At 72.6% G+C, this 24,267-nt stretch carries 17 protein-coding genes; 10 read left to right on the plus strand and 7 right to left on the minus strand.

What is annotated here, in order from left to right:
- Window positions 1–103: 103 nt before the first annotated feature.
- Complete coding sequence (locus tag H181DRAFT_RS01895; RefSeq protein ID WP_078895416.1) at window positions 104–871, plus strand: IclR family transcriptional regulator; 768 nt, start codon at window positions 104–106, stop codon at window positions 869–871.
- 153 nt (window positions 872–1,024) lie between these two features.
- Here the strand turns inward: H181DRAFT_RS01895 and H181DRAFT_RS01900 are convergent, their stop codons facing one another.
- A complete protein-coding gene (locus tag H181DRAFT_RS01900; RefSeq protein WP_045862347.1) occupies window positions 1,025–1,459 on the minus strand; it encodes a YjbQ family protein in 435 nt (144 codons plus the stop codon).
- Between the two features lie 46 nt (window positions 1,460–1,505).
- Here H181DRAFT_RS01900 and H181DRAFT_RS01905 point away from each other — a divergent pair, with 46 nt between their 5' ends.
- The 4 genes from H181DRAFT_RS01905 to H181DRAFT_RS01920 all read left to right on the plus strand — a co-directional run bounded on the left by H181DRAFT_RS01905 (window position 1,506) and on the right by H181DRAFT_RS01920 (window position 6,062).
- Window positions 1,506–2,687, plus strand: coding sequence for an NAD(P)-binding domain-containing protein (locus tag H181DRAFT_RS01905; RefSeq protein ID WP_078895446.1), 1,182 nt, complete (start codon window positions 1,506–1,508; stop codon window positions 2,685–2,687).
- 494 nt (window positions 2,688–3,181) lie between these two features.
- Window positions 3,182–3,898 (plus strand): (Fe-S)-binding protein, encoded by a 717-nt coding sequence (locus tag H181DRAFT_RS01910; protein ID WP_045862349.1) that lies wholly within the window; start codon window positions 3,182–3,184, stop codon window positions 3,896–3,898.
- Window positions 3,895–5,409 (plus strand): lactate utilization protein B, encoded by a 1,515-nt coding sequence (locus tag H181DRAFT_RS01915; RefSeq protein ID WP_045862350.1) that lies wholly within the window; start codon window positions 3,895–3,897, stop codon window positions 5,407–5,409. The genes H181DRAFT_RS01910 and H181DRAFT_RS01915 overlap by 4 nt, the downstream gene beginning before the upstream one ends.
- Window positions 5,406–6,062 (plus strand): LutC/YkgG family protein, encoded by a 657-nt coding sequence (locus H181DRAFT_RS01920; protein ID WP_045862351.1) that lies wholly within the window; start codon window positions 5,406–5,408, stop codon window positions 6,060–6,062. Before H181DRAFT_RS01915 ends, H181DRAFT_RS01920 begins: the two co-directional genes overlap by 4 nt.
- Before the next feature lie 151 nt (window positions 6,063–6,213).
- Here the strand turns inward: H181DRAFT_RS01920 and H181DRAFT_RS01925 are convergent, their stop codons facing one another.
- Window positions 6,214–7,254: an AAA family ATPase gene (locus H181DRAFT_RS01925; protein WP_107068659.1), complete on the minus strand. Its 1,041-nt coding sequence runs from the start codon at window positions 7,252–7,254 to the stop codon at window positions 6,214–6,216.
- Window positions 7,255–7,480: 226 nt separating this feature from the next.
- Here H181DRAFT_RS01925 and H181DRAFT_RS01930 point away from each other — a divergent pair, with 226 nt between their 5' ends.
- A complete protein-coding gene (locus H181DRAFT_RS01930) occupies window positions 7,481–8,629 on the plus strand; it encodes a questin oxidase family protein (RefSeq protein WP_045862352.1) in 1,149 nt (382 codons plus the stop codon).
- Window positions 8,630–8,647: 18 nt separating this feature from the next.
- Here the strand turns inward: H181DRAFT_RS01930 and H181DRAFT_RS01935 are convergent, their stop codons facing one another.
- Window positions 8,648–9,160 carry an O-acetyl-ADP-ribose deacetylase gene (locus tag H181DRAFT_RS01935; RefSeq protein ID WP_045862353.1) on the minus strand — a complete coding sequence of 171 codons (513 nt, stop codon included), beginning with the start codon at window positions 9,158–9,160 and terminating at the stop codon, window positions 8,648–8,650.
- Window positions 9,161–9,299: 139 nt separating this feature from the next.
- Between H181DRAFT_RS01935 and H181DRAFT_RS01940 the strand changes: the two genes are divergently transcribed.
- Window positions 9,300–10,583, plus strand: a complete 1,284-nt coding sequence (locus H181DRAFT_RS01940) for an exo-beta-N-acetylmuramidase NamZ family protein (RefSeq protein ID WP_045862354.1) — start codon at window positions 9,300–9,302, stop codon at window positions 10,581–10,583.
- A gap of 69 nt (window positions 10,584–10,652) precedes the next feature.
- Here H181DRAFT_RS01940 and H181DRAFT_RS01945 read toward each other — a convergent pair whose 3' ends face one another.
- Both H181DRAFT_RS01945 and H181DRAFT_RS01950 read right to left on the minus strand, forming a co-directional pair.
- Entirely contained in the window at window positions 10,653–11,957 is a 1,305-nt protein-coding gene (locus tag H181DRAFT_RS01945) for an MFS transporter (protein ID WP_045862355.1), read from the minus strand.
- A 128-nt stretch (window positions 11,958–12,085) separates the two neighbouring features.
- The gene (locus H181DRAFT_RS01950; RefSeq protein WP_078895417.1) at window positions 12,086–14,041 is read right to left on the minus strand and encodes an ABC transporter ATP-binding protein; all 1,956 of its coding nucleotides are present in this window, start codon (window positions 14,039–14,041) and stop codon (window positions 12,086–12,088) included.
- A gap of 224 nt (window positions 14,042–14,265) precedes the next feature.
- Here H181DRAFT_RS01950 and H181DRAFT_RS01955 point away from each other — a divergent pair, with 224 nt between their 5' ends.
- Window positions 14,266–17,229, plus strand: a complete 2,964-nt coding sequence (locus H181DRAFT_RS01955; protein ID WP_045862356.1) for an FAD-binding and (Fe-S)-binding domain-containing protein — start codon at window positions 14,266–14,268, stop codon at window positions 17,227–17,229.
- Window positions 17,230–17,379: 150 nt separating this feature from the next.
- Here H181DRAFT_RS01955 and H181DRAFT_RS01960 read toward each other — a convergent pair whose 3' ends face one another.
- Together H181DRAFT_RS01960 and H181DRAFT_RS01965 are read right to left on the minus strand one after the other, a co-directional pair.
- Window positions 17,380–18,747: an alpha-amylase gene (locus tag H181DRAFT_RS01960; protein WP_045862357.1), complete on the minus strand. Its 1,368-nt coding sequence runs from the start codon at window positions 18,745–18,747 to the stop codon at window positions 17,380–17,382.
- A 206-nt stretch (window positions 18,748–18,953) separates the two neighbouring features.
- The gene (locus H181DRAFT_RS01965; protein ID WP_107068660.1) at window positions 18,954–19,751 is read right to left on the minus strand and encodes a L,D-transpeptidase family protein; all 798 of its coding nucleotides are present in this window, start codon (window positions 19,749–19,751) and stop codon (window positions 18,954–18,956) included.
- Between the two features lie 433 nt (window positions 19,752–20,184).
- Between H181DRAFT_RS01965 and H181DRAFT_RS01970 the strand changes: the two genes are divergently transcribed.
- Window positions 20,185–22,287, plus strand: coding sequence for an ABC transporter transmembrane domain-containing protein (locus H181DRAFT_RS01970; protein WP_074467666.1), 2,103 nt, complete (start codon window positions 20,185–20,187; stop codon window positions 22,285–22,287).
- Window positions 22,284–24,074, plus strand: a complete 1,791-nt coding sequence (locus H181DRAFT_RS01975; RefSeq protein WP_045862358.1) for an ABC transporter ATP-binding protein — start codon at window positions 22,284–22,286, stop codon at window positions 24,072–24,074. Before H181DRAFT_RS01970 ends, H181DRAFT_RS01975 begins: the two co-directional genes overlap by 4 nt.
- The last annotated feature ends 193 nt before the right edge of the window (window positions 24,075–24,267 follow it).

Genomic DNA, 24,267 nt, shown 5'->3' on the forward strand with positions numbered 1-24,267 from the left:
ATGCGGTACGTTGCGCGTTCACCCTGGTGACAGCGCTGCCGCGCTGTCAAGGGGTGTGCATACGCCGTTCACCGACCACTGACGTGAAGGGACCGGAACCTCCATGACTTCGAGCGGTCATGCGATGCGCGCCGTCATCACGACGCTGCGCGTCCTGGAGACCGTGGCGGAGCTGCAGCCGGTGGGCGTCTCGGCGATCGCGAGAGCGACCGGGATTCCCAAGAGCTCCGTGCACCGCTGCCTCGTCACCCTGCGCGAAGCGGACTGGCTGACGTCCTCCAGTACGGACCGGACGCAGTGGGTGCTCACGGGCCGCGCCCTCTCCGTCGGCATACACGCCTCGGTGGAGGGCGGCCTGCGCGAGGCCGCGCTGCCCACCATGCACCGGCTGCGGGACGCCACTCACGAGACGATCCACCTGCTCAGCTACAGCGGGGACCAGGGCCTCGTGGTCGTGGACCGGCTCGACAGCGACGAGCCCGTACGCACCTGGGTGCACCTGGGCGCCCGCGTGCCGATGCACGCCAGCTGCAGCGGCCGCGCGGTCCTCGCCCACCTTCCCGACGACGAGGTGGACCGGCTGCTGAGCGGGAACCTCGAACGCTTCTCGGAGAACACGCCCGCGGACAGGCAGTCCGTCGTCGAGGACCTCGTGAGGGTGCGGGAGTCGGGATACGCCACGAACGACCGCGCCTGGCGGCCGGGCGTGGGCGCGGTCGGCGCCGCCTTACTGGACAAGGACGGGCGCCCGCTGGGTGCCCTCGCCGTCTCCGTGCCGATCCAGCGCTACGACGAGGCCCGCGCCGTGGAGCTGGGCGCGCTCGCGGTCGACGCGGCACGGCGTATCGGGGCGAACCTGCGGAGCGCGTGAGGGTGCGCACGGGAGGCGGCGCGCCCGCAGAGGGGCGCTCCGCGCCCGAACAGCGCTCCGGAGCACGGGAGTTGAATGCAAAGTGCGCTGGGCGGGCCCGGCGTCCGCGCGGCTCGTGACGCCGGACCGGCCCGCCGCCTGCCCAGTGCCCGGTCAGCCGAGGAAGGAGAGGCGCACCTTCCGCTGCGGGTTGTCGCGGTTGGTGTCGACGAGGCAGACGGACTGCCACGTGCCGAGTTCGAGCTCGCCGCCGATCACCGGCAGCGTGGCGTGCGGCGGCACGAGGGCGGGCAGCACGTGGTCCCGTCCGTGCCCCGGACTGCCGTGCCGGTGGCGCCAGCGGTCGTCGGCGGGCAGCAGGTCCCCGAGCGCGGCGAGCAGGTCGTCGTCGCTGCCCGCCCCCGTCTCCAGGATCGCGATGCCGGCGGTGGCGTGCGGCACGAAGACGTTCAGCAGGCCGTCGCGGCCCGCAGCGGCTTCGCGCAGGAAGGACTCGCACTCGCCGGTGAGGTCGGTCACCGTCTCCCGTGAGCCGGTGGTGATGTCCAGCAGGCGGGTGCGGAGGGTGCTGGCGTCGGCGTCGGTCATGCCTCCATCCTGCCTCGCGGACGCCGGGAAGGCCCGGGGCCCCCGCATGGTTCGCACAGGTATGGACGACGTCTCGGTGGTAGTGGCGGGCGCGGGGCAGGCGGGGCTGTCGAGCGCCTTCCATCTGCGGCGCCTCGGTCTCGTTCCGGGGCGGGACTTCGTGGTGCTCGACCACGCGCCCCGGCCCGGGGGCGCCTGGCAGTTCCGCTGGCCGACCCTGACCTACGGAAGGGTCCACGGAATGCACTCCCTGCCCGGCATGGAGCTGACCGGCGCCGACCCCGGCCGCCCGTCGTCCGAGGTCATCGGCGGGTACTTCGCGGACTACGAGCGCGCCTTCGGCCTCCAGGTGCGGCGCCCCGTGCACGTGCGCTCCGTGCAGGAGGCCGGGGACGGCAGGCTGCGCGTGGAGACGTCCCGGGGCGCCTGGACGACCCGTGCGCTGATCAACGCGACGGGCACCTGGGACCGCCCCTTCCGCCCCCGCTACCCGGGCGGCGAGGACTTCCTCGGACGCCAGCTGCACACCGCCGACTATCCCGGGCCGCACTCCGACGCGTTCACGGACAAGCACGTCGTCGTGATCGGGGGCGGCACGTCCGCCGTGCAGCATCTGCTGGAGATCGCGGAGGTGGCGGCCGGGACGGCGTGGGTCACGCGGCGCGAACCCGTCTTCCGCGAGGGCCCGTTCACCGAGGACCAGGGCCGCGCGGCGGTCGCTCTCGTCGCGGAACGCGTGCGGCATGGGCTGCCGCCGCGGAGCGTGGTGTCCGTGACGGGTCTGCCCATGACCGAGGCGATGCGCGAGGCCCGCGAGCGCGGCGTACTGGCACGGCAGCCGATGTTCGAGCGCATCCTGCCGGACGGCGTCGAGTGGAGCGACGGGCGCCGCATGCGGGCCGACACCCTGCTCTGGGCGACGGGATTCCGGCCCGCCGTCGGCCACCTGGCCCCGCTGCGGCTGCGCGAGCCGGGCGGGGGCATCCGCCTGGACGGCACGCGGGTGGCCGCCGATCCCCGCGTCCACCTGGTCGGTTACGGCCCTTCCGCGAGCACAGTCGGCGCCGGACGGGCCGGCCGGGCAGCCGCCCGCGAGGTGCTGCGGCTCCTCGACGGGACGCCAACGGCCCGCCCCCTCAGGGCAGTTGAGGGGACGCCGGGGGAGCCCGAACACGGGAGCGGCCGTTCGTCCGAAGGTGTGGCAGCGACGGAATTCCGGCCGAGGTGACGCTGCGCTCGGAGATGCTTGCGTGGCGCAGGCGGCGGGCTGCAGACCACGCGGCGCCCGGCTCAACGTCCCACGCTGGCCGGTGAGTTGTCCCATCAGGAATACAAGGAGAACGCACTTCATGAACGTCATCACCAACGCGCTGGCCTGTCTCGCCCACTATGTCGGCTGGCTCGTCTGACGTACGTCCCCAGCGGCGCCGCCCCCGGTCCCCCGGCGGGCGGCGCCGTCGTGTGTGCGGCCGGCGGCCGGGGGGCGTCGGCCCGTGACCGGGGCGCGTGACGCTGCGGGGAGGGCCTGCCGACGGAGCGTGACGGGACGTGACGAGGGGGGAGGTCGCACGGCTGCTGTATGACACCCTGCCCCTGCGGACGTACGAACCCTCCCGTGGCGCGGCTGCCGAACGCCGGACCCGGGCACTCGGCCGTCCGCGTCCGCGCTGGAGAAGACCGGCGCGGCAATCGCGGACACAGCCGAGCGGAGCGAGGAGAGCCGTGCGGGTCGCACTCTTCATCACTTGCATCAACGACACGCTCTATCCCGGCACCGGGCAGGCCGTCGTCGCCCTCCTCGAGCGTCTGGGCGTGGAGGTGGACTTCCCGCAGGACCAGAGCTGCTGCGGGCAGCCGCAGTTCAACACCGGCTACCGCCGGGAGGCCGAACCCCTGGCCCGCCGCTACGCACGGGTCTTCGAGGGGTACGACTACATCGTCGTCCCGTCCGGTTCCTGCGCCGCGATGGTGCGGGAGAACTACCCCCGCCTGGGCGCCGAGGACGTCGAGGGCCCGGTGGCGGCCACGTACGAGCTGACGGAGTTCCTGGTGGACGTGCTCGGCGTGACGGACGTCGGCGCGTACTACCCGCACACCGTGACCTACCACCCCACCTGCCACGGGCTGCGGATGCTCGGCCTCGGCGACCGGCCCAGGCGCCTGCTGGAGGCCGTGGAGGGGCTGCGGCTGCGGGAGTTGGCGGGCGCCGAGGAGTGCTGCGGCTTCGGCGGCACATTCGCCGTGAAGAACCCCGACGTCTCCGCCGCGATGGGCGCGGACAAGGCGCGGCACATCGAGGAGACCGACGCCGAGGCCGTCTGCACCGTCGACAACTCCTGCCTGATGCACATCGGCGGGGTCCTCTCACGCCGCGGCTCGGCTGTGCGGCCCGTGCACCTCGCGGAGATCCTGGCGAGCACCGAGGAGGCAGCGCGGTGAGCGGCACGTACCTGGGCATGCCGTCCTTCCCGCAGGCGGCCGCGGACTCCACGCGCGACATGCGGCTGCGCGGGAACCTGCGGCACGCGACGCACACCATCCGGGCCAAACGCGCCCAGGCCGTCGAAGAGCTGGGCGACTGGGCGGAGTTGAGGGAGGCGGGAGCGGCGCTGAAGGAACGTACGCTGCGCCATCTCGACCACTACCTGGAGCAGTTGGAGGCGGCGGTGACCGCCGCGGGAGGCGTCGTCCACTGGGCGGCCGACGCGGACGACGCCAACCGGATCGTGACGGGACTCGTCCGTGAGACGGGCGAGAGCGAGGTCGTCAAGGTCAAGTCCATGGCCACGCAGGAGATCGGCCTCAACGAGGCACTCGCGAAGGCGGGCATCTCCGCCTACGAGACCGATCTCGCCGAGCTGATCGTCCAGCTCGGCGACGACCTTCCCTCGCACATCCTGGTACCCGCCATCCACCGCAACCGCGACCAGATCCGCGACATCTTCCGCAAGCAGATGGGAAGTTGGGGCCGTGCCGCTCCCGAGGGCCTGAGCGACGACCCCGCGGAACTGGCCGAGGCGGCACGGCTTCACCTGCGGGAGAAGTTCCTGAACGCCAAGGTCGGCATCTCCGGCGCGAACTTCATGGTCGCCGAGACGGGCACCCTCGTCGTCGTGGAGTCCGAGGGGAACGGCCGGATGTGCCTGACCCTCCCGGAGACGCTGATCTCGGTCGTGGGCATCGAGAAGACGGTGCCCACCTGGCAGGACCTGGAGGTCTTCCTGCAGACCCTGCCCCGCTCCTCGACCGCGGAGCGGATGAACCCCTACACCTCGACGTGGACGGGCACCACGGACGACGACGGCCCGTCCGCCTTCCACCTCGTGCTGCTCGACAACGGCCGCACCGACGCCCTCGCCGACACCGTCGGACGGCAGGCGCTGCGCTGCATCCGCTGCTCGGCCTGCCTCAACGTCTGCCCCGTGTACGAGCGCGCGGGCGGCCACGCCTACGGCTCCCCCTACCCCGGCCCCATCGGCGCGATCCTGACCCCGCAACTGCGCGGTGTGCAGAGCGACTTGGACGCCTCCCTGCCGTACGCGTCGTCGCTGTGCGGCGCCTGCTACGACGTCTGCCCCGTCGCGATCGACATCCCCGAGGTCCTGGTGCACCTGCGTGAACGGGTCGTGGAGGGCGGCACCGCCGTCGTCCGCGGCCAGAAGACCACCATCAAGCCCGCGAAGGGGCACGCCGCCGAAAGGGCCCTGATGCGCGCCGCGCGCTGGGCGTTCGACCACCCGCGTGCCATGCGGGCCGGGCAGCGGCTCGCCGCCCGCGGCCGCCGGTTCACACCCCGGCGCCTGCCCGTCACCGCCGCGGGCAAGGCCTGGTCCGCCAGCCGCGACCTGCCCCGACCCGCCCCGCAGTCCTTCCGGGACTGGTGGCGGCACACCCATCGGGACGGCGGCGGAAGCGGCGCCCGGGGCACGGGGAAGGAGAGCGCGGAGTGAACAGCCGCGACATCGTCCTCTCCCGGATCCGGCGCGCACTCGCCGACGTTCCGCGCGACGGGGGTCCGGAGGAGACGCACGTCCCACGCGACTACTGGCAGCGCCACGCCGTCCGCAACGACGCCCAGCGCATCGACCTCCTCGCCGGGAACCTGAGCGACTACCGCGCCGTGGTGCACCGCTGCACGTCCACCGAGCTGCCGGTGGTGATCGGACGCCTGCTGCGGGACCGCGGTGCCCGCAGGGTCGTCGCCCCGTGGGCGGTGCCCGACGGCTGGCTGCCCGGCGATGTCGAACGCGTCGCCGACTCGGCAGGCCAGTCGCCGCGCGACCTCGACGCCGTGGACAGCGTCGTGACGGGCTGCGCGGTCGCCGTCGCCGAGACCGGGACCATCGTGCTCGACGCCGGCGAGGACCAGGGCAGGCGCCGTATCTCGCTCGTGCCGGACCACCACATCTGCGTCGTCCACGCGCCCTCCCAGGTCGTCGATTCGGTGCCGCAGGCACTGGGCAGGCTCGACCCCGCCCGCCCCCAGACCTGGATCTCGGGGCCCTCCGCCACCAGCGACATCGAACTCGACCGGGTGGAGGGCGTGCACGGGCCGCGCCGCCTCGACGTGGTGATCAGCTCGCCGGGCGCCCCGCGGACGTGAGTCACCGGGGCGGACCGGGGCTCCGGCACTCAGCGGCAGCCTTCCGCCGCTCCCGGCGAGGAGACGACCTGGCGGCCTGACGGGCCTGACGGCCTGGCGAGGACCGGACCGCTGACGCGGGCGAGGCGGTGCGGACGCCTCGCCGCCGCCCTCAGTCGGGCAGATAGGCGAGCGCGAACAGGATCATCCCGAGGACCGACGGCATGAGCAGGCGCCTGGGGCGGCCGACCCCGAACGCGGCGCCGAAGGCCGCGAAGACCAGGGCCAGCATTCCGGCGACCCCCGCGAGGAGCCGTAATGCTTCGCGCAGGGGCATGTCGCCGGCTACCTGAGTGCTGGTGACGATGAACGCGATGACCGCCGCCAGCAGGCCGAGACTGCCGAGCGTCTCCGAGCGGAGTCTGGCGATCTCCTTCTGCTCACGATCGCGGATCTCCTCCGAGACTCTTGCCAGCTGCTCCTTCATCGAGGCGTCCAGCTGCTCGGTGCTCTCGGCCAGGCTTTCGCGGACTGCCCGGGTCTCGCGGCGCAGGGCGATGTCGGCCCTGATGCGGTGGTACTCCACGACACGCACCGCGTAACCCGCCTGCTCCGAGTCCTCCAGATCGAGCGCGCGCTGGATCGAGGCCGCCGCGGTGTCGAAGTCGCCCAGCAGCGCGGAGAGTTGAGCGCTGACCGCGCGGAAGCGCGCGTTCTCGGGGCTGGCCTCCACGGCTCTGCCCACCTGGGCGAGGGAGTCGCGCAGCTCCCGCGGGTCCACCTCCACGCCGCTCCACCCCGACTCGGCGAGCATCCGGGCGCGGTGGGCGACCAGGGCGAGGTTGCCGGGGTACGCGTCCAGAGCGGCCGTGGCGTGCCGGAGCGCAGCGCTCAGATTCGGTCCCGTGGGGTCCAGCATCGCCAGGTCGGATTCGAGCACCGCCCGCATGGGCACCGCGGCGAAGCGACTCGCGTGCCGCTGGTAGAGGTTGCGGTACCGGCTGGCGTCAAGGGACCGGCGGTGGCGGGCCAGCAGCACGTAGAAGGCGTTGAAGCCGCGCGTCGCCTGATCTTCGTCGCCTATCAGGTTCTCGAGCACCCGCACACCGTCGGGGTCCAGCTGCGAGCAGATGTGCGCCGCGGCCTTGTGGTAGTCCGAAGTCTCCATGGGCGGCATGGAGTTGACTGCATCCGTGAGGTCTTCAGGCGACATGTGCTCACGGTAGCCGCGGCCGCTGATCTTGGCAGCGCGTCACCCGATGCGGTACGGCGATCGGCAACGGGGGCGGCGGGACGGCTCGCGGGCCCGCGGTGCGGGCCTGGGCCCTTCGCTCACCGGAACTGGTCCCGGAGCCGTAGCGGCGAGCGCCGTGGTTCTAGGCCCCGTCTCGGACCACGGACGGTTTCGACGCACACGGGCCCGGCCTAGCGTCAGTCGCATGGACATCCGGAGAGGCGACACCAGCGGAACACTCGATGAGGCCCTCCAGCGCCTGCACTTGAGCGGCCCGGAACGCGACGGCTGGCTCAGCAACCACGCGCCGATGGCGGTGGAGGCACTGGTGCGGCACGGTCAGGCGCCCTCTGTCCACCGGTGGATCGACCGCTACCGCGACAAGCTGGAGGACATGCCCTCGCCGTCCTCCCCCGTCACGGACGCCGACTGGCCGGACGCCCTCGGGGACCCGCGCCGCCTGGCCGACTGGACGCTCTACTTCACGCACGCCCTGCGGGAACGTCCGTGGCGGGACGTGCTTGCCCAGTGGTGGCCCCGCCTGCTGCCCGGAATTCCCGCCGCGGCGACGCACGGCGTGATCCGGGTCGGCCACGCCGTCCGCACCCTCCTCGGCGGAGAGGACGGTACGGCCGGCGGTGGCGCCGGTGCGGCGGCGGACGCGTCCGGGCAGGAGCCGCTCCGCACGGAACTCGCCCACGCACTCGGCTACTGGGCTGCCCGGCACCAGCCGCTGCCGGGGGTCACGGCGCTCCCCGCCGCGGGCTCCCCCGCCGACGGGCTGGCGGCGGTGCCCCGCATCGGCGACCAGGAGGGCGGGATCCGGGAGCGCCTCGCGCAGATCACCCGGCTCCCGGCCGCGCCCGTCCCGGAGGGCCAGGACCCGGAGCACGCCCGGGCGCTGCTCCAGGACACGGTGCGGGCAGCGACGTTCCGCTACGCGACCCACGCCCACGGCTCGGCTGTGATGCTCGTCCACGCCGCGACCGCACCCAACGCCGTGCTGCGCACGCTGCCCGCGCTGCCGCGCGAGCTGTGGCTGCCGAGCCTGCACGCCGCGTGGTCGGCCACCACCGCCGTGACCGCCGCCTACGCCCCGCCGGCCGGGACAGCGCCGATGCCGGTGCCGCGCGGCCTCACACCCGAAGAGGTCTTCGAACAGGCGGCCGTTCACGGCGACGAACACTCCGTCAAACTCACCGACACCGCCGTCGACGTCGCGTCCTGGGAGCGTGGCCGGGAGGGTCAGGCAGACGTGCAAGGGGACGGGCAGAAGGGCGGGGAGGCTTCCGGTGAAGGGCTCGCCCTCGCTGCCGTCCTGCGCTCGATGGACCTCATCGACCCGCTCGGGTGAGCGAGCCGGCCGGCTCGCTCAGACCTCCGCCGCGAAGACGCCGTAGGAGCGCTCGTCGAAGAGCACGAACCGCACCTCCTCGAAGCCCTCCCCCTCGCTGCGGGCCGTGGCCACCGCGATCCGGGCGCCGTCGTCGAGCGGCCAGCCGTAGATCCCGGTCGAGACCGCCGGGAACGCGACCGTACGGGCGCCCAGCTCCCGAGCCGTGCGCAGGGACCGGCGGTAGCAGGAGGCCAGCAGCTCCGAGCGGTCCTCACTCTTCGCCCAGACGGGACCGACGGTGTGGATCACCCAGCGGGCCGGAAGCCGGCCGGCCGTCGTGGCGACGGCCTCGCCGGTGGGAAGCCCCTCGGTGTACCGGCTCTCGCGCAGGCGGCGGCACTCGGCCAGGATCTCGGGGCCGCCCTTGCGGTGGATGGCCCCGTCCACTCCCCCGCCGCCGAGCAGCGAGGAGTTGGCGGCATTGACCACCGCGTCCACGGCCTGTTCCGTGATGTCGCCCTGCACGAGCGTGAGATTGACGTTCGGCATACGGGTCATCCTCGCAGCAGCGGCTGCCATTGCGCGTACCTCTGACAGCGCGCGCACACACTGGCAGCGACCATGGCGGTGGGATAGCTTGCCCCTTCAGCCGTGCCCTCCCATGACCGTCTCCGGAAGGACGTCCACGATGTCCAGCGCTCCCTCCCGCCGTTCGCTCGTCCTCGGCGGCACGGCTGCCGCCCTCGGCGCCCCGCTGCTCACCGCCAGCTCGGCCTCCGCCGCCCCCACGCACGGCGGCGGACGCGTCACGCCGGGCGCGGACGTCGCGGCGGCCGCCGGCTGGAAGATGCTGCGCGACCGCAAGGTGGGCGTCGTCAGCAACCCCACGGGCGTTCTGCGGGACACCGGTCACGTCGTGGACTCCATGGCCGCCACGGAGGGCCTCGACATCGTCGGGGTCTTCGGCCCCGAGCACGGCTTCCGCGGAAGCGCCCAGGCAGGCGAGTCCGAGCCCGAGTTCGAGGACCCGCGTACGGGGCTGACCGTGTACGACGCGTACGGCGCGGACGCCGCGAAGATGGCGAAGCTCTTCCGCAAGGCGGGAGCGGACACCGTCGTCTTCGACATCCAGGACGTCGGCGTGCGCTTCTACACCTACATCTGGACGATGTACCAGGCGATGGTCGCCGCCCGCGACATCGGTGCGTCCTTCGTCGTCCTCGACCGGCCGAACCCCTGCGGACGGCGGGTGGACGGGCCGATGATGACGAAGGAGTTCACCTCCGGCGTGGGCCTGAAGCCCATCATCCAGCAGCACGGCCTGACGGTCGGCGAGCTGGCCGGATACTTCAACGGGGAACTGCTGCCGAAGGAAGGCAAGGGCGGCAAGGTCGAGCTGGAGGTCGTACGCGCCCGCGGCCTGGATCCGGAGGCCACCGGCCAGGAGTCGGGCCTCCCCTGGGTGCCGCCGTCGCCGAACATGCCGTTCCCCGACACCGCCACCGCCTACGCCGGAACCGGCTACTTCGAGGGCACCAACCTCTCGGAGGGCCGCGGGACCACACGGCCCTTCGAGCTGATCGGCGCCCCCTACCTCGACTACAAGTACAGCGACCGGCTCAACGCCCGCGGCCTGCCCGGGGTCCGCTTCCGCGAGGGCTACTTCGTGCCGACGTTCAGCAAGCACGAGGGCGAGACGTGCGCCGGGGTGCAGCTGCACATCACGGACCCGCGCCGCTACCGGGCCATTCCCACGGCTGTGGCGATGCTGGCGGAGGCCATGAAGTACGACGAGTTCGCCTGGCGCAAGGACGACGACCCCCGCCCGTACTGGATCGACAAGCTGTCCGGCTCCACCCGCCTGCGGAAGATGCTGGACGCGGGCGAGACGGTGGACGCGGTCGTCGCGGCGTGGGAGTCCGAGGTCCGCGACTTCGACCGCACCCGCCGCCGGTACTTCCTCTACCGCTGAAGCCCGGCGCGGTTCGCGCGTCGCCGGCGAGCACCGCGCGCGAGACCCCTGGAGCCAGGGCCGGCAGGCTCAGCGCTCCAGGGGCTTCTTCGCACCCTCCGGCAGCCGCAGGTAGACCAGCGCGGAGACGAGGCACAGTGCCGCCACGTACCAGGGGAACGCGTCGGGGCGGCCCAGGTCCTTGAAGAGGGTGCCCATGTACGGAGCGGTCCCGCCGAAGAGTGCCACCGTCAGGGAGTAGGGGAAGCCGATGCCGGCCGCCCGCACGCGGGCCGGGAAGACCTCCGCGTTCACGGCGGCGGCGATGGAGGTGTAGCAGGTCAGCAGCACCATGCCGGCGCACTGGACGATCAGCAGGGACGCGAAGGACTTGTCGATCGCGTTCAGCATCGGCACGCACAGCACGGCGAAGCCCACGGAGAACGTCAGCAGCAGCGGCTTGCGCCCGACCCGGTCGGAAAGCATGCCGCCCAGCGGCTGCAGCAGCGCGAAGAACGCCAGCGAGATCGTGCCGATCAGCAGCGAATCGCCCTTGTCGAAGCCCACGTTGACCTGGGCGTACGTCGGCAGGTAGGAGGTCCACGTGTAGTAGGCGATCGTGGCGCCCGTGGTGATGCCGCAGATCAGCAGGGACTCGCGCGGGTGGGTGCGCAGAGCCTCGAAGAGGCCCGGCCGGGACGCCGCCTGCTGCTCGGGGCTCCGGGTCTCCTCCGCGCCGCGGCGGATCCAGAAGCCGACGAGGCTGAGCACGGCGCCGAGGAGGAACGCGGCGCGCCAGCCCCACTGGTGCATCTGCCCGTCGTCGATCCGGGCGACGAGCAGCGCCGTGACGCCGGAGGCGATGAGCTGGCCGACGGTCGTCGAGACGTACTGGAAGCTCGAGAAGAGCCCCCGCCGGCCGTGGGGTGCCGACTCGACGAGGAAGGTCGTGGCGGCCGCGAACTCGCCCCCGACGGAGAGCCCCTGGAGCAGCCTGGCGATCACCAGCACGACGGGGCCGACCAGTCCGGCCGCCGCGTAGGTCGGGGTCAGGGCCAGCAGCAGGCTGCTGCCGCCCATGAGCAGGATCGTGACCGTGAGCGCGGCCCGGCGTCCGCTGCGGTCGGCCACGACACCCATCAGGAGCCCGCCGACGGGGCGCATGAAGAAGCCGACGGCGAAGACGGCGAACGTGGAGAGCAGCGGGACGAGGGAGTTGCCGGCGCTCTTGGGGAAGATCTCCGCGGCGATGTACGTCGCGAGGAAGGTGTAGGCGAGCCAGTCGTACCACTCGACGGCGTTGCCTATGGAGGCGGCGAGCAGTTGGCGTCCGGGGCGGGAGGGCGGAGCCTGGCGGGCCGTGTGCGGGGACCCGGCATCGGTGGGCTGCTTCATGTGCCCTCATCTCCCCAGAATTCACGAGCGCATACGTGTCCGGTGGAGAGGCCGTCCGGGGCGGCGCGGCGCGCGGTCCCGCCGCCTCCGGGACGCGTAACGCCGCTGCCGGGAACGCCCCGGCGCGGTCACCGTGCGGGGGCGTCGGCGGGGGAACCGCTCTCGCTCTCGGCGGGCGGTGCGGAGCGGGCTCCGCCGACGGCGGGCGTGCCGCGGCCGTCGCCCGGGCCGGACTCGGACCCGGGGCCGGAGCCGATGACCCTGCCGGAGTCCGCTCCGCCGCCGGTGAGCGCATCCCGCCGCACCAGTGCCGCGTACCTGCCGTCGGCGGCGAGGAGCTCCTCGTGGGTGCCGCGTTCGGCGATGCGTCCCTGCTCCAGCACGATGATCTGGTCGGCGTCGCGGACCGTGGAGAGGCGGTGGGCGATGGTGAGGGTGGTGCGGCCCGCGGACAGCGCGTCGATGGCCTGCTGCACTTCCCGTTCGGTGCGGGTGTCCAGGGCGCTGGTCGCCTCGTCGAGGATGAGGACCGGAGGGTCGCGCAGGATCGTACGGGCCAGGGCGAGGCGCTGCTTCTCACCGCCCGAGAAGCGGTAGCCGCGTTCGCCGACGAGGGTGTCGTAGCCGTCGGGGAGCGCGGCGATGTGCTCGTGGATCCGGGCGGCCTCGGCCGCGGCGCGCAACTGTGCGGCGGTCGCGCCGGGTTCGGCGAAGCGCAGGTTGTCCGCGACGGAGGCGTGGAAGAGGTACGTCTCCTGCGAGACGACGCCTACGGCCCTGCTGAGGGTGGCGAAGTCCAGGTCGCGCACGTCGACGCCGTCGAGGGTGACCCGGCCGCCGGTCACGTCGTACAGCCTGGGCACCAGGTAGCTGAGCGTGCTCTTGCCGGAGCCCGTCGCACCGACCACGGCGAGCGAGGCGCCTTCGGGGACGGTGAGGTCGATGCCCCGCAGCGTGAGCGGGGCGCCCTCGCCGCCGTAGGAGAAGTCCACGTTCTCGAAGCAGACCCTGCCCTTCACGCGTTCCAGCCTGACGGGGGCGGACGGTTCGGTGATGTCCACCGGCAGGTCCAGGTACTCGAAGATGCGCTGGAAGAGCGCCAGCGACGCCTGCATCTCCACGCCGGTCGACAGCAGCGAGACGGTCGGGCGGAGGAGCCCCTGCTGAAGCGTGACGAAAGCGACGAGGGTACCGATGGAGAAGCCCGGCCCGCCGAAGTGGACGAGCATGCCCGCCGTCCAGTACAGCAGCGCGGGGATCGCACCCATCACGATGCCGATGGTGGACATCCGCCAGCGGCCCGCCATGTGGGAGCGGATCTCCAGGCCGACCAGGCGCTCGGACTCGGCGGCGAAGTCGCGGGTCAGCGAGTCGGCCCGGCCCATGGTGCGTCCCAGGAGGATGCCGCTCACGGACAGGGACTCGGTGACGAGTGCGGACATGGCGGCCATCTGCGCCTGCCGCCGGCTGGTGATCCGCTTGCGTTCCCTGCCGACGCGGCGGCTGATCCACACGAACACCGGCAGCAGCAGGAGCGAGGCGACCGTCAGCCGCCAGTCGAGCGCCAGCATGGCGGCGACCGTGGCCACCACCCCGGTGAGGTTCGAGACCAGCGAGGTCGCGGTGGAGGTGACCGTGGCCTGCATGCCGCCGATGTCGTTGGCGATGCGGGACTGCACCTCGCCGGTGCGGGTCCGCGTGAAGAACGCGAGCGGCATCCGCTGCAGCTTGGCGTAGACGTCGGTGCGCAGGTCGTGCATGACGCGCTGCCCGACGGTGGTGGAGAGGTAGGTCTGGAGGACGTTGAAGACGCTGCTGACGACGGCGGTGCCCATCAGCCCGAGAGCCAGGAGGCTGAGCAGCACCGTCCGCCGCTCCGGGATCGCCACGTCGAGGATCTCGCGCAGCAGGAACGGGGACGCGACGGAGACCAGCGAGGACGCCCCGACGAGCAGCCCGACGACGGCGAGACGCCCGCGGTAGGGGCGGAAGATCCGCAGGATGCGCCTCAGTTGGCGGGGCTGCGGGGCAGCGGTGCCGTCCTCCTGGGGCGACGGCGTCCACTCGATCGTGTCGCGGGGCAACGGGCTCCTCTGGGGTCGGGCAGGCCGGGGCCGGTGCGCGGCGGCGGTCGCGCCCGCTGCCGCCTGGCGGTTCGGCCGGGCGGCAGGGCGCCCGGGCGGTCTTCCGAGGTTACGCGGCACCGCGTACCCGGCTCGTCGCACCTGCGCAAACCGTCCGGACGGGCACCCGTGACCTGCGCCTAGCATGGGTCGCACATCCGTCCGCACGCGCCCCAGGAGATGCCATGCCGCTGCTCGATCCCGGATCCGGTGCGCTGCGTCCGAAGGCCCGAGCCGGGCACCGGCCCGCGTCCGACCGCGTCCCGGACTCCCTCGCGGGCGGCACTCCGCAGCCGCTGCGCGGTGAACTCGCGCGGCTGCTGGGCGAGGATAAGGTGCTGTGGAAGGTCTCGGACCTGGTGCGCTACGCCTCGGACGCCAGTCCGTACCGCTTCGTGCCGCAGGTCGTCGTGCAGGCCGAGACGGTCGACGACGTCTCCGCGGTGCTCGCCTACGCCCGGCGCAACGGCCGGCACGTCGTCTTCCGCGCCGCCGGCACGTCCCTGAACGGGCAGGCGCAGGGCGAGGACATCCTCGTCGACGTCCGCCGCCACTGGTCGGGTGTCGAGGTGCTGAGCGAGGACGGCGCACGGGCCCGCATCCGGCCGGGCACGACCGTCGTGCGGGCGAACGCCGCGCTGGCACCGTACGGGCGGCTCATCGGGCCCGACCCCGCGAGCGCCATCGCGTGCACCGTCGGCGGTGTCGTCGCCAACAACGCCTCGGGCATGACCGCCGGTACGACGCGCAACTCCTACCGGACGGTGGCGTCCCTGACCCTCGTCCTGCCGTCGGGCACGGTCGTCGACACCGGTGACCCGGAGGCGGACGCGAAGCTGGCCGAAGCCGAACCCGCCCTGTGCGAGGGCCTGATGGCGCTCAAGGCGGACATCGAGTCGGACCCGGAGCTGGTCGCCCGCATCCGCGCCAAGTACGAGCTGAAGAACACCAACGGGTACCGCCTGGACGCCTTCCTCGACAGCGACTCCCCTGCGGGCATCCTCCGCGGGCTCGCCGTGGGCTCGGAGGGGACGCTCGGCTTCATCTCCGACATCGTCTTCGACACGCTCCCGCTGCACAGGCGCACCTCGACGGCGCTGCTCTTCTTCCCCTCGCTCTCGGCCGCCGCAACGGCCGTGCCGCGCTTCAACGACGCGGGAGCGATGTCGGTCGAGCTGATGGACGGCAACACTCTGCGCGCGTCGGTCAGCGTGGCGGGCGTGCCCGACGACTGGGCGGAGCTGCCCAAGGAGACGGCGGCGCTGCTCGTCGAGTTCCGTGCGCCCGACGAGGCCGCGCAGGACGCGATGGAGACCGCTGCCGCCGAGGTGATGGAGGACCTCCGGCTCGTCGCTCCCGTACCGTCGGTGACCAACGCCCTCACCCGCGATCCGGGCACGATCGGCTTCTACTGGAAGGCGCGGAAGGCGTTCGTCTCGGCGGTGGGCGGTTCACGTCCCGCCGGTACGACCTTGATCACCGAGGACTTCGCCGTACCGCCCTCCCGGCTCGCCGAGGCCTGCGAGGCGCTGCTGGAGCTGCAGCAGCGGCACGGCTTCGACGCCGCGGTCGCCGGGCACGCGGCGCACGGGAACCTGCACTTCCTGCTGGCCTTCGACGCCTCCCTGGAGTCGGACGTGGAGCGCTACGCCGCCTTCATGGACGAGTTCTGCGCGTTGACGGTGGAGCGGTTCGACGGCTCCCTGAAGGCCGAGCACGCCACCGGCCGCAACATCGCGCCGTTCCTGGAGCTGGAGTGGGGAGAGCGGGCCACGGCGCTGATGTGGCGCATCAAGCAGACCGTCGACCCGGAAGGGGTGCTCGCCCCCCGCGTGCTGCTGGACCGCGATCCGAAGGCCCACCTGCGCGGGCTGAAGGCCATCCCGCGGGTGGAGGAGGTCGCGGACCCGTGCATCGAGTGCGGCTTCTGCGAACCCGCCTGCCCCAGCGGCGACTTGACGACCACGCCGCGCCAGCGCATCGTGCTGCGCCGCGAGATGATGCGCCAGGCGCCCGCGTCCCCCGTCAACGAGAGCCTGCTGGAGTCCTACGGGTACGACGCCGTCGACACCTGCGCGGGCGACTCGACGTGCGCGCTGGCCTGCCCCGTCGGCATCGACACCGGCGCCATGATGAAGGACTTCCGGCAGCAGCGCCACTCCCCCCGCGAGGAGCGCAACGCTGCACGGGCCGCACGCCACTTCGGTAAGGTGGAGCGGTCCGCGAGGCTGGCGCTCTCCGCCGCCGGCAGGATCCGCCGCAAGATGCTGCCGCGGCATGGCGACAGGCTTCTGCAGTCGCTGACGGGCGCCGCCCGCAAGGCCGTCCGCCCCGACCTCGTACCCGAGTGGCTGCCGCAGCTTCCGGGGCCGGCGGCCAAGCGGCTGCCCGCCACGGACCGCGCCGGCGCCGCGGCCGTCTACTACCCGGCGTGCGTCAACCGCATCTTCGGCGAACCGGAAGGCTACGACGGCCCGTCGCTGCCGCAGTCGATGGTGATCGTCTCCGCCCGTGCGGGACGGCCGGTGTGGATTCCCGACGACGTGGTGGGGACCTGCTGCGCGACGATCTGGCACTCGAAGGGCTACGAAGACGGCAACACGCTGATGGCCAACCGCATCGTGGAGGCGGCGTGGCGGTGGACGGACGGCGGTGAACTGCCCCTCGTCGTGGACGCGTCCTCCTGCACCCTCGGCCTCGGCGAGGAAGTCGTGCCGTACCTCACCCCGGCCAACCGCAAGCTCCACGAACGGCTGCGCGTCGTCGACTCGGTCGTGTGGGCGGCGGAGGAGCTGCTGCCGCACCTGACCGTCGAACGCCGTTCCGGCTCGGCCGTGCTGCACCCCACCTGCTCGCAGCAGCACCTCGGCGACACCGGCCAGTTGCGCGCGGTGGCGGAGGCGTGCGCGGAGGAGGTCGTGGTGCCCGTCGACGCCCGGTGCTGCGGCTTCGCGGGCGACCGGGGCATGCTGCACAAGGAGCTGACCGCCTCCGCGACCGAGCGCGAGGCCGCCGAGGTCCTCTCACGCGAGTTCGACGCCCACCTCTCGGCGAACCGGATGTGCGAGGTCGGCATGGACCACGCGACAAACGGCCGCGGCTACCGCTCCGTACTGCTCGAACTGGAGCGGGCGACCCGGCCCGCGTAAGGCACCGCGCACGCGTGCGCTCCCGGACCGGGCGCGGGGTGCCGGACCGGGAGCGCTGCGCCGGCGTGGTGCGGGAGGGGTCGCCCCCTGTGCGCCGGCCGGGTCGTGAGGCCCCGGCCGGCTGGGGCTACGTCGACTGCGGCCGTACGGTCAGGACTTCGCGCCGGTGTGCAGGGCCACGACGCCCTTGGCCGGCACGGTCGCCTCGGCCTTGCCGTCCTCTCCGACGGTGACGGTGCTGCCCTCGCAGTCCCCCGGCGCGGCCTTCGCGACGTTGCAGTACGTGCCGGCCGGCAGCGCGGTGGTGAACGTCCGCTTCACTTCGCCGTCCCCGGCGTTGAGCGCGACGAAGCCCTTGCCCGCGCGTGCGAAGGCGAGTGCGCTGCCCTCCGACCACCAGTCGGTCAGCTCGGCGTCACCGACGGAGTTGCGGAAACCGACCATGCCGGTGACGGCCTGCTGCGCGTGCATGTCGGTCCACCCCTCGCCGCCGCTGGGCGGACCGGCGTCCTTCTCCGACCACTCGTAACCGGAGTAGACGTTCGGGGAGCCGTAGGGGTGCGCCAGCATGAAGGCGTTGGCGAGCTTGTAGAGGTCGCCGTCCTTGTAGGTGAGGGTCGAGCCGTTGCGCTCGGTGTCCCAGTTGTCGACGAACGAACGGGCCTTGTCGCTCGGCAGCTTGCCTTCGGCGATGTTCTTCAGGCCGCCGACGTCGCCGCCCTGGAAAGCGCTCTTGAGGTGGCCGCCGTAGCGGAACTCGTCCACGTCGCCCAGCCCGGAGTACTCCTCGGGCTGCACGGCCTCTCCGCCGCCGTGAATGACTTCGGACACCCAGAAGCCGGGGTCGGCCATCTTGCCCTTGATGGCCGCCACGTCGTCGGCCGCCATGTGCTTTGCGGCGTCGATGCGGAAGCCGTCGACGCCCATCCCGCGCAGGCTGTCGAGGTAGGCGGCGATGGTGGAGCGCACGTTGTCGCTGCCGGTGTCGAGGTCGGAGAGTCCGACGAGTTCGCAGGTCTGGACGTTCTCACGGTTGGTGTAGTCGCTGATGTCCTTGCGGCAGCCGTGGAAGTCGGCGTCCCCGTAGGTGCCCGGGTACTCGTACTTGCTGTACTCCGTCCCGCCCGTGCCCTTGCCCGAGCCGGCGGCCATGTGATTGATGACGGCGTCGGCGATGACCTTCACGCCCGCCTCGTGGCAGGTGCTGATCATGCTCTTGAACGCGGCCTCGTCCCCGAGCCTTCCGGCGATCTTGTAGCTGACGGGCTGGTAGGAGGTCCACCACTGGCTGCCCTCGATGTGCTCGGTGGCGGGCGAGACCTCCACATAGCCGTAGCCCGCCGGGCCGAGGGAGTCCTTGCACGCCTTGCCCACCTCCGAGAACGGCCTCTCGAAGAGGGTCGCGGTGACGGTCTTCTCGCCAGGAGGAGTGGCCTGCGAGGACCAGGGGGCAAGAGCGGTGACGCCTCCGGCCACCAGAAGGCCGGCCATGGTCGCACCGGTAAGACGCTTGTTCATCGTGTGCGGCTCCTTCGTCGTCCGGCACAGCCGTGCCGTTGAAGGCAGCCACGCGCCAGGCCGCCGTGGGGGGTACGCGACGGAGCCTGCCGCCGCGCCGTGCACGCGTCAAGGCGAGGCGCAAGAATTTCCAGGAGATTTCAGCAACATCTTGCCGACCGGCGCTCCCCAACGCCGGGGCGCCTCAAGGCTGTTCGGGCTGCCGCTCAGCGGGCAAGAGACGCCTTGTCGCCCATGACCACCGCCGGGTTCTTGTCCGGATCCAGGGTGCGCAGCAGGTACTTCATACCGGACTTCGAGATGCTGACGCAGCCGGACGTGCCACTGCCGTGGTCCATGTGCAACCAGATGCCGCCGCCCTTGGACTGTCCCTGCGGACGGGTGGGATCGAGCGGCGACGTGCCCCTCACCCGGTTGTAGTCCACGGCGATGACGTGGTCGAAGTCGTGTCGCGTCTTCTTCGGCCAGTACGAAGGCGGGGTGAAGGCGGAGCTCTCGGTGTACGGCAGCTTCGCATCCGGCGCGGGCAGTACACCGCCGGCGTCCGTGAGCGTGAAGACCCCCACGGGGCTGCGCTTGTCGCCCTCGCGGTGGTCGCCGGTCCAGCCCTTGCGGCCGTTGTGCGCGGGCCAGTCGCGGTCCTCGCGCCAGGTCCGGCCCTCGCGGACGTAGAGACGTACGGTCGCCTCGGCCGAGTCCTCGCCCTTCCCGTAGACCGCCACCACCTGCCGGGCGTCCTCCGGGATCCGGCGCTGCAGCACATCGCCCACGCCCGGCACCCGGGTCGGGTCCCGGTGGGCGCCGGAGCCGCCGTCCCCGTCCCCGTTCCGCTTACCGCCGCCGTCTTCACCGCCCGGACCGGAGCCCGCACCGCACCCGGCCACTGCCAGGGCGAGCACGGCGGCCGTCGTCGTGGCGGCGGCTGCCGCGCCCCGGCGTCCGGCCGCACGCTCCGGTGGAGTGCCACCCTTCCGGCGCTTCCGTCCGACTTCACCACCGCGCATGCCTCCATGCTCGCACTCCCCCAGGACCGGCGTACCGGACGGGCTGCCCGCAGGCAGCGAACTCCAGGTCCCTTGCCGGCGGCGCCACTTGCGGCGGACGGCACGGACGGCACCGAGGGCAGCACCGGACATGGGGCGGCGCACGGACTGCGGACGCAGAGGCGGGGGACGGACGGCGGACGCAGAGGCGCGGCAGACGGCGGAGGCACCGGGAAAAACCCGTTGCGTCACGGACCCGGCACAGCAAGTCTGGGCAGGCGGCCGGAACACCTCCCCTCCCGCCGTGACCTGGCCGTCCTCCCCCCGGCCCCCGCGACCTGGCCCTCCGAGACCCGACCCAGCCGACCCGGCTCCGGCGCGCGCCGACCTCCCGTCGTGCACGCCCTGCGCCAGCCCGACCGCTCCACCCCACCCTCGACCAGCATGGGACGTCATGCAGATTCGCGACCTTCCGTATACCGACCCCGGCGTCCCCGATGTACGGACCGGCCCCCGCTTCCTGCTGTGGCTGGGCCGCATGCAACTCGGAGGGCAGGCCAAGTCCCTGGGCTGGGGAACCCTCCACATGGCGTCGGTCGCCTCCGTACCGGCCGTGGTGGGCCTCGCCGTCGAGGCGGTCGTCGAGAGGTCCGGGGCGGGACTGCTGCGGGCAGGGGCCCTGATGGCGGTCCTCGCGCTCACAGTCACCCTGGGCGACACCATGCTCCACCGCACGGCCATCACCAACTGGGTGACCGCCGCCGCCAGGGTCCAGCAGCTCCTGGCCCGCAGGACGGCGGCCCTGGGGGCCACCCTCACCCAACGGGTCGCCGCCGGTGAGGTGGTGGCCGTCTCGACCGGCGACATCGAGAAGATCGGCTGGTGCGTGGAGTCGGCGTCCCGGTTCAGCGCCGCTCTGCTGGGCGCGACCGGAGTGTGCGCCGGACTGGTCGTCTACGAACCGCAGTTGGGGCTGCTCGTCACGTGCGGGATGGCGGTGCTCGCGGTGACCGTGCTGCCACTGCTCCCCCGGGCGACGCGCCGCGCCGACCTGCAACGGGAGAAGGCCGGGCGCGCCACGGAGCTGGCCGCCGACACCGTCGCCGGACTGCGCGTGCTGCGAGGCATCGGCGGTGAGGAGCTGTTCCTGACGCGCTACCGCAGCGCCTCACAGGAGGTGCGCCGCGCGGCGGTGCGCACGGCACGCATGTGGGCGCTGATCGAGGCGATCCAGATCGCCCTGCCCGGTCTGCTGCTTCTGGCAGTGGTCTGGCACGGTGCGCGGCTCGCTCTCGACGGGCGCATCGGTGTGGGCGAACTCGTCACCGTCTACGGGGCGGTGACCTTCCTGCTCTTCCCGTTGCGGCTCTTCCAGGAGTTCGCCATGGCCTACTCCTTCTCACGTCCCTCTGCCCAGCGCGCTACGCGAGTGCTGTCGCTGCGGCGCGGCACCGAGGACGCCGGAGACGCGGAGGCGGACGGCGGCTCACCGGCCGGCGGACCGGGCGCAGACGGCCGCGGAGGGCCTCCGGAGGGCGGCACGCTCGACGGCGACCTCTACGACCCCGTCACCGGGTTGCGGACACCGGAAGGGAAGCTCACTGCCGTCGTGTGCGGCGACCCGGACGCGGCGGGGAAGCTGGCGGACCGGCTCGGCGGGCACCCGCCTGACAGCACCGGCGCCGCTTCGGTGCGCCTCGGCGGCGTGCCGTTGGACGAGCAGCCGCTGGCAGCGGTGCGGGCCGCGGTGCTGGTGCAGGACAAGGACCCCGTGCTGCTGTCCGGGACGGTGCGCGAACTGCTCGACGTGCCCTCGTCCGGAGAGGTGTCCGCGCGGCACGCGCTCCGAGCGGCCCAGTGCGGCGACGTACTCGACGCGCTGGTCCAGGGCAGCCCCGACGCGGACGGCGACGCCCTGAGCGCTTCCGTCACGGAACGCGGGCGCTCGCTCTCCGGCGGGCAGCGGCAGCGGCTGGCGCTGGCCCGCTCGCTCGTGGCGTGCCCCCGGGTGCTGGTGCTCGACGAGCCGACTTCGGCAGTCGACGCGCACACAGAGGCACGCATCGCGGACGGTCTGCGGGAGATCCGGGCGGGACGTACGACAGTCGTCTTCTCCTCCAGCCCGCTGATGCTGGACCGGGCGGACTCGGTCGTTCTCGTCCAGGGCGGACAGGTCGTGGCGACCGGCTCGCACCGCGAACTGCTGCGCGGTCACGCCGCGTACCGCTCCATCGTCACCCGCGAGCAGGAGGAGGACGAGGCGCTCGGCGCGGACGGAGACAGCCCCGAGGGCGGAGAGTTCGCCGGCCGGGCCATCGCGGCGGGCACCGCCAGGGCCGCCGGCGAGGCGGCGGCCGGGGCGACCGCGGCCCGATCCGGCGAAGTGACGGGTGCGGTCAGCGGACTGGCTGCGGGAGAGGTCGTTCAAGTGGTCGACGTACTCGACAGCGCAGCGGACGGGCCCGGAGCGCCGGGCGGGACGGACGCAGCGGACGGTAGCGCAGCAACAGGCGAACGCGGGGAGCTTGCCCCGGCGGAAGGAGCTGAGCGGGCATGACAGCGGCCATCGGTGCCCCACTGCCCTCCTACGATCCGGCGGACACGGAGAACGCCACGACCCTCCCGGTCGGCGGGCCCGCCACAGTGCGGGCGTACGTTGCCGAGCTGCTCCGGCGTCACAGGCGCCCCTTCCTCACACTCATCGCCGTCAACTCCGTCGCGGTGCTCGCCTCCATGGTGGGCCCGTACCTGCTGGGCGGCCTCGTCGAGGACCTGTCCGCAGGGTCGAGAGACCTGCAACTGGGCAGGGTCGTCGGCCTGTTCGTGTTCGCGCTCGCCGTCCAGACGTTCTTCGTGCGGGAGGTGCGGCTGCGCGGGGCCATGCTGGGCGAGGAGATGCTCGCCGATCTGCGGGAGGACTTCCTCGTCAGGTCGGTGGCCCTGCCGCCCGGCGTCCTCGAACGGGCCGGCACGGGCGACCTCCTCTCCCGGATCACCACGGACATCGACCGACTGGCCAACGCGATGCGCGAAGCCGTACCGCAGCTGTCGATCGGCGTCGTGTGGACCGCGCTGCTGGTGGGGGCCCTCACCGCGACCGCGCCGCCGTTGGCCCTCGCCGTACTCGTCGCCCTTCCCGTCCTGCTGATCGGAAGCCGCTGGTACTACCGCAGGGCTCCCGCCGCCTACCGTTCCGAGGCCGCCGGTTACGCGGCCGTCGCCGGCGCACTGGCGGAGACGGTGGACGCGGGTCGCACCGTCGAGGCGCACCAGCTCGGCGCGAGGCGAATCGCGCTGTCCGAGAGGCGAATCGCCGAGTGGACGGCGTGGGAGCGCTACACACTGTGGCTGCGTTCGGTCATCTTCCCCGTCGTGAACGTCAGCAACGTGCTGCTCACGTCGGCGGTCCTGCTGCTGGGCGGCGTCTTCGTCCTGCAGGGCTGGATGAATGTGGGCCAGCTGACGACCGGGGCGCTGCTGTCGCAGATGCTCTTCGAACCCATCGGAATGATCCTGCGCTGGTACGACGAACTCCAGGTCGCTCAGGTGTCCCTGGGACGCCTGGTGGGTGTACGCGAGATCGAACCCGACTCCGGGGAGGAGAGTCTCACTCCTGCCGGACGGGAACTCGTCGCTCAGGACGTCCGGTTCGGCTACCGCGAGGGGACGGACGTACTGCACGGGGTGACGCTGAGCGTGCCCCGCGGGACACGAGTGGCACTCGTCGGACCGTCGGGGGCGGGCAAGTCCACACTCGGCCGGCTGCTGGCGGGGATCTACGGCCCGCGGACCGGACAAGTCGCCCTGGGAAACGCCGAGTTGTCCCGGATGCCCGCGGAGCGGGTGCGGCAGCACGTGGCGCTGGTGAACCAGGAGCACCACGTCTTCGTGGGGACGCTGCGGGACAACCTCCTGCTGGCGAGGACCGGCGCGGACGACGCCGAGCTGTGGGCCGCGCTCGGCGCGGTGGACGCCGGCGCCTGGGCGCGCGCCCTGCCGGACGGGCTGGACAGCGAGGTCGGCTCGGGCGGGTTGTCGGTGACCCCGGCGCAGGCGCAGCAGATCGCGCTCGCACGTCTCGTCCTCGCCGACCCGCACACTCTCGTGCTGGACGAGGCGACGTCTCTGCTGGACCCGCGTGCCGCCCGGCACCTGGAGCGGTCACTGGCACGTGTCCTCCACGGACGTACCGTCGTCGCGATCGCCCACCGGCTGCACACCGCGCACGACGCCGATGTGATCGCCGTCGTGGAGGACGGCAGGATCAGCGAACTGGGCGGCCATGAAGCGCTCGTGGAGGCGAACGGCGCCTACGCGGCCCTCTGGCGCTCCTGGCACGGCTGAGTCCGGCCGGCGGATCAGCGCGTGGACGGCCGGGGGTTCGAGATCAGTCGGCCACCTGTCGTCCGCAGGCCCGGCGTCATCCCTCTGGCCGTCGCGGTCCTGGCGTCGCGGACGTCACGGCAGGGTTCATCTGCGCGGTAGTCCGGGTGACGTCCGCTCAAGAGCCGTACGGCCACTGGACGTTCCTTCCGAG

Origin of the sequence: Streptomyces sp. WMMB 714 (assembly GCF_900090125.1) — a bacterium.
GTDB classification, from domain to species: Bacteria; Actinomycetota; Actinomycetes; order Streptomycetales; family Streptomycetaceae; genus Streptomyces; species Streptomyces daqingensis.

Coding starts and splice junctions, on each gene's coding strand:
- H181DRAFT_RS01895 (WP_078895416.1), top strand. CDS start 104: ATGACTTCGAGCGGTCATGCGATGCGCGCCGTCATCACGACGCTGCGC.
- H181DRAFT_RS01900 (WP_045862347.1), bottom strand. CDS start 1,459: ATGACCGACGCCGACGCCAGCACCCTCCGCACCCGCCTGCTGGACATC.
- H181DRAFT_RS01905 (WP_078895446.1), top strand. CDS start 1,506: ATGGTTCGCACAGGTATGGACGACGTCTCGGTGGTAGTGGCGGGCGCG.
- H181DRAFT_RS01925 (WP_107068659.1), bottom strand. CDS start 7,254: ATGTCGCCTGAAGACCTCACGGATGCAGTCAACTCCATGCCGCCCATG.
- H181DRAFT_RS01930 (WP_045862352.1), top strand. CDS start 7,481: ATGGACATCCGGAGAGGCGACACCAGCGGAACACTCGATGAGGCCCTC.
- H181DRAFT_RS01935 (WP_045862353.1), bottom strand. CDS start 9,160: ATGCCGAACGTCAATCTCACGCTCGTGCAGGGCGACATCACGGAACAG.
- H181DRAFT_RS01940 (WP_045862354.1), top strand. CDS start 9,300: ATGTCCAGCGCTCCCTCCCGCCGTTCGCTCGTCCTCGGCGGCACGGCT.
- H181DRAFT_RS01945 (WP_045862355.1), bottom strand. CDS start 11,957: ATGAAGCAGCCCACCGATGCCGGGTCCCCGCACACGGCCCGCCAGGCT.
- H181DRAFT_RS01955 (WP_045862356.1), top strand. CDS start 14,266: ATGCCGCTGCTCGATCCCGGATCCGGTGCGCTGCGTCCGAAGGCCCGA.
- H181DRAFT_RS01960 (WP_045862357.1), bottom strand. CDS start 18,747: ATGAACAAGCGTCTTACCGGTGCGACCATGGCCGGCCTTCTGGTGGCC.
- H181DRAFT_RS01965 (WP_107068660.1), bottom strand. CDS start 19,751: ATGCGCGGTGGTGAAGTCGGACGGAAGCGCCGGAAGGGTGGCACTCCA.
- H181DRAFT_RS01970 (WP_074467666.1), top strand. CDS start 20,185: ATGCAGATTCGCGACCTTCCGTATACCGACCCCGGCGTCCCCGATGTA.
- H181DRAFT_RS01975 (WP_045862358.1), top strand. CDS start 22,284: ATGACAGCGGCCATCGGTGCCCCACTGCCCTCCTACGATCCGGCGGAC.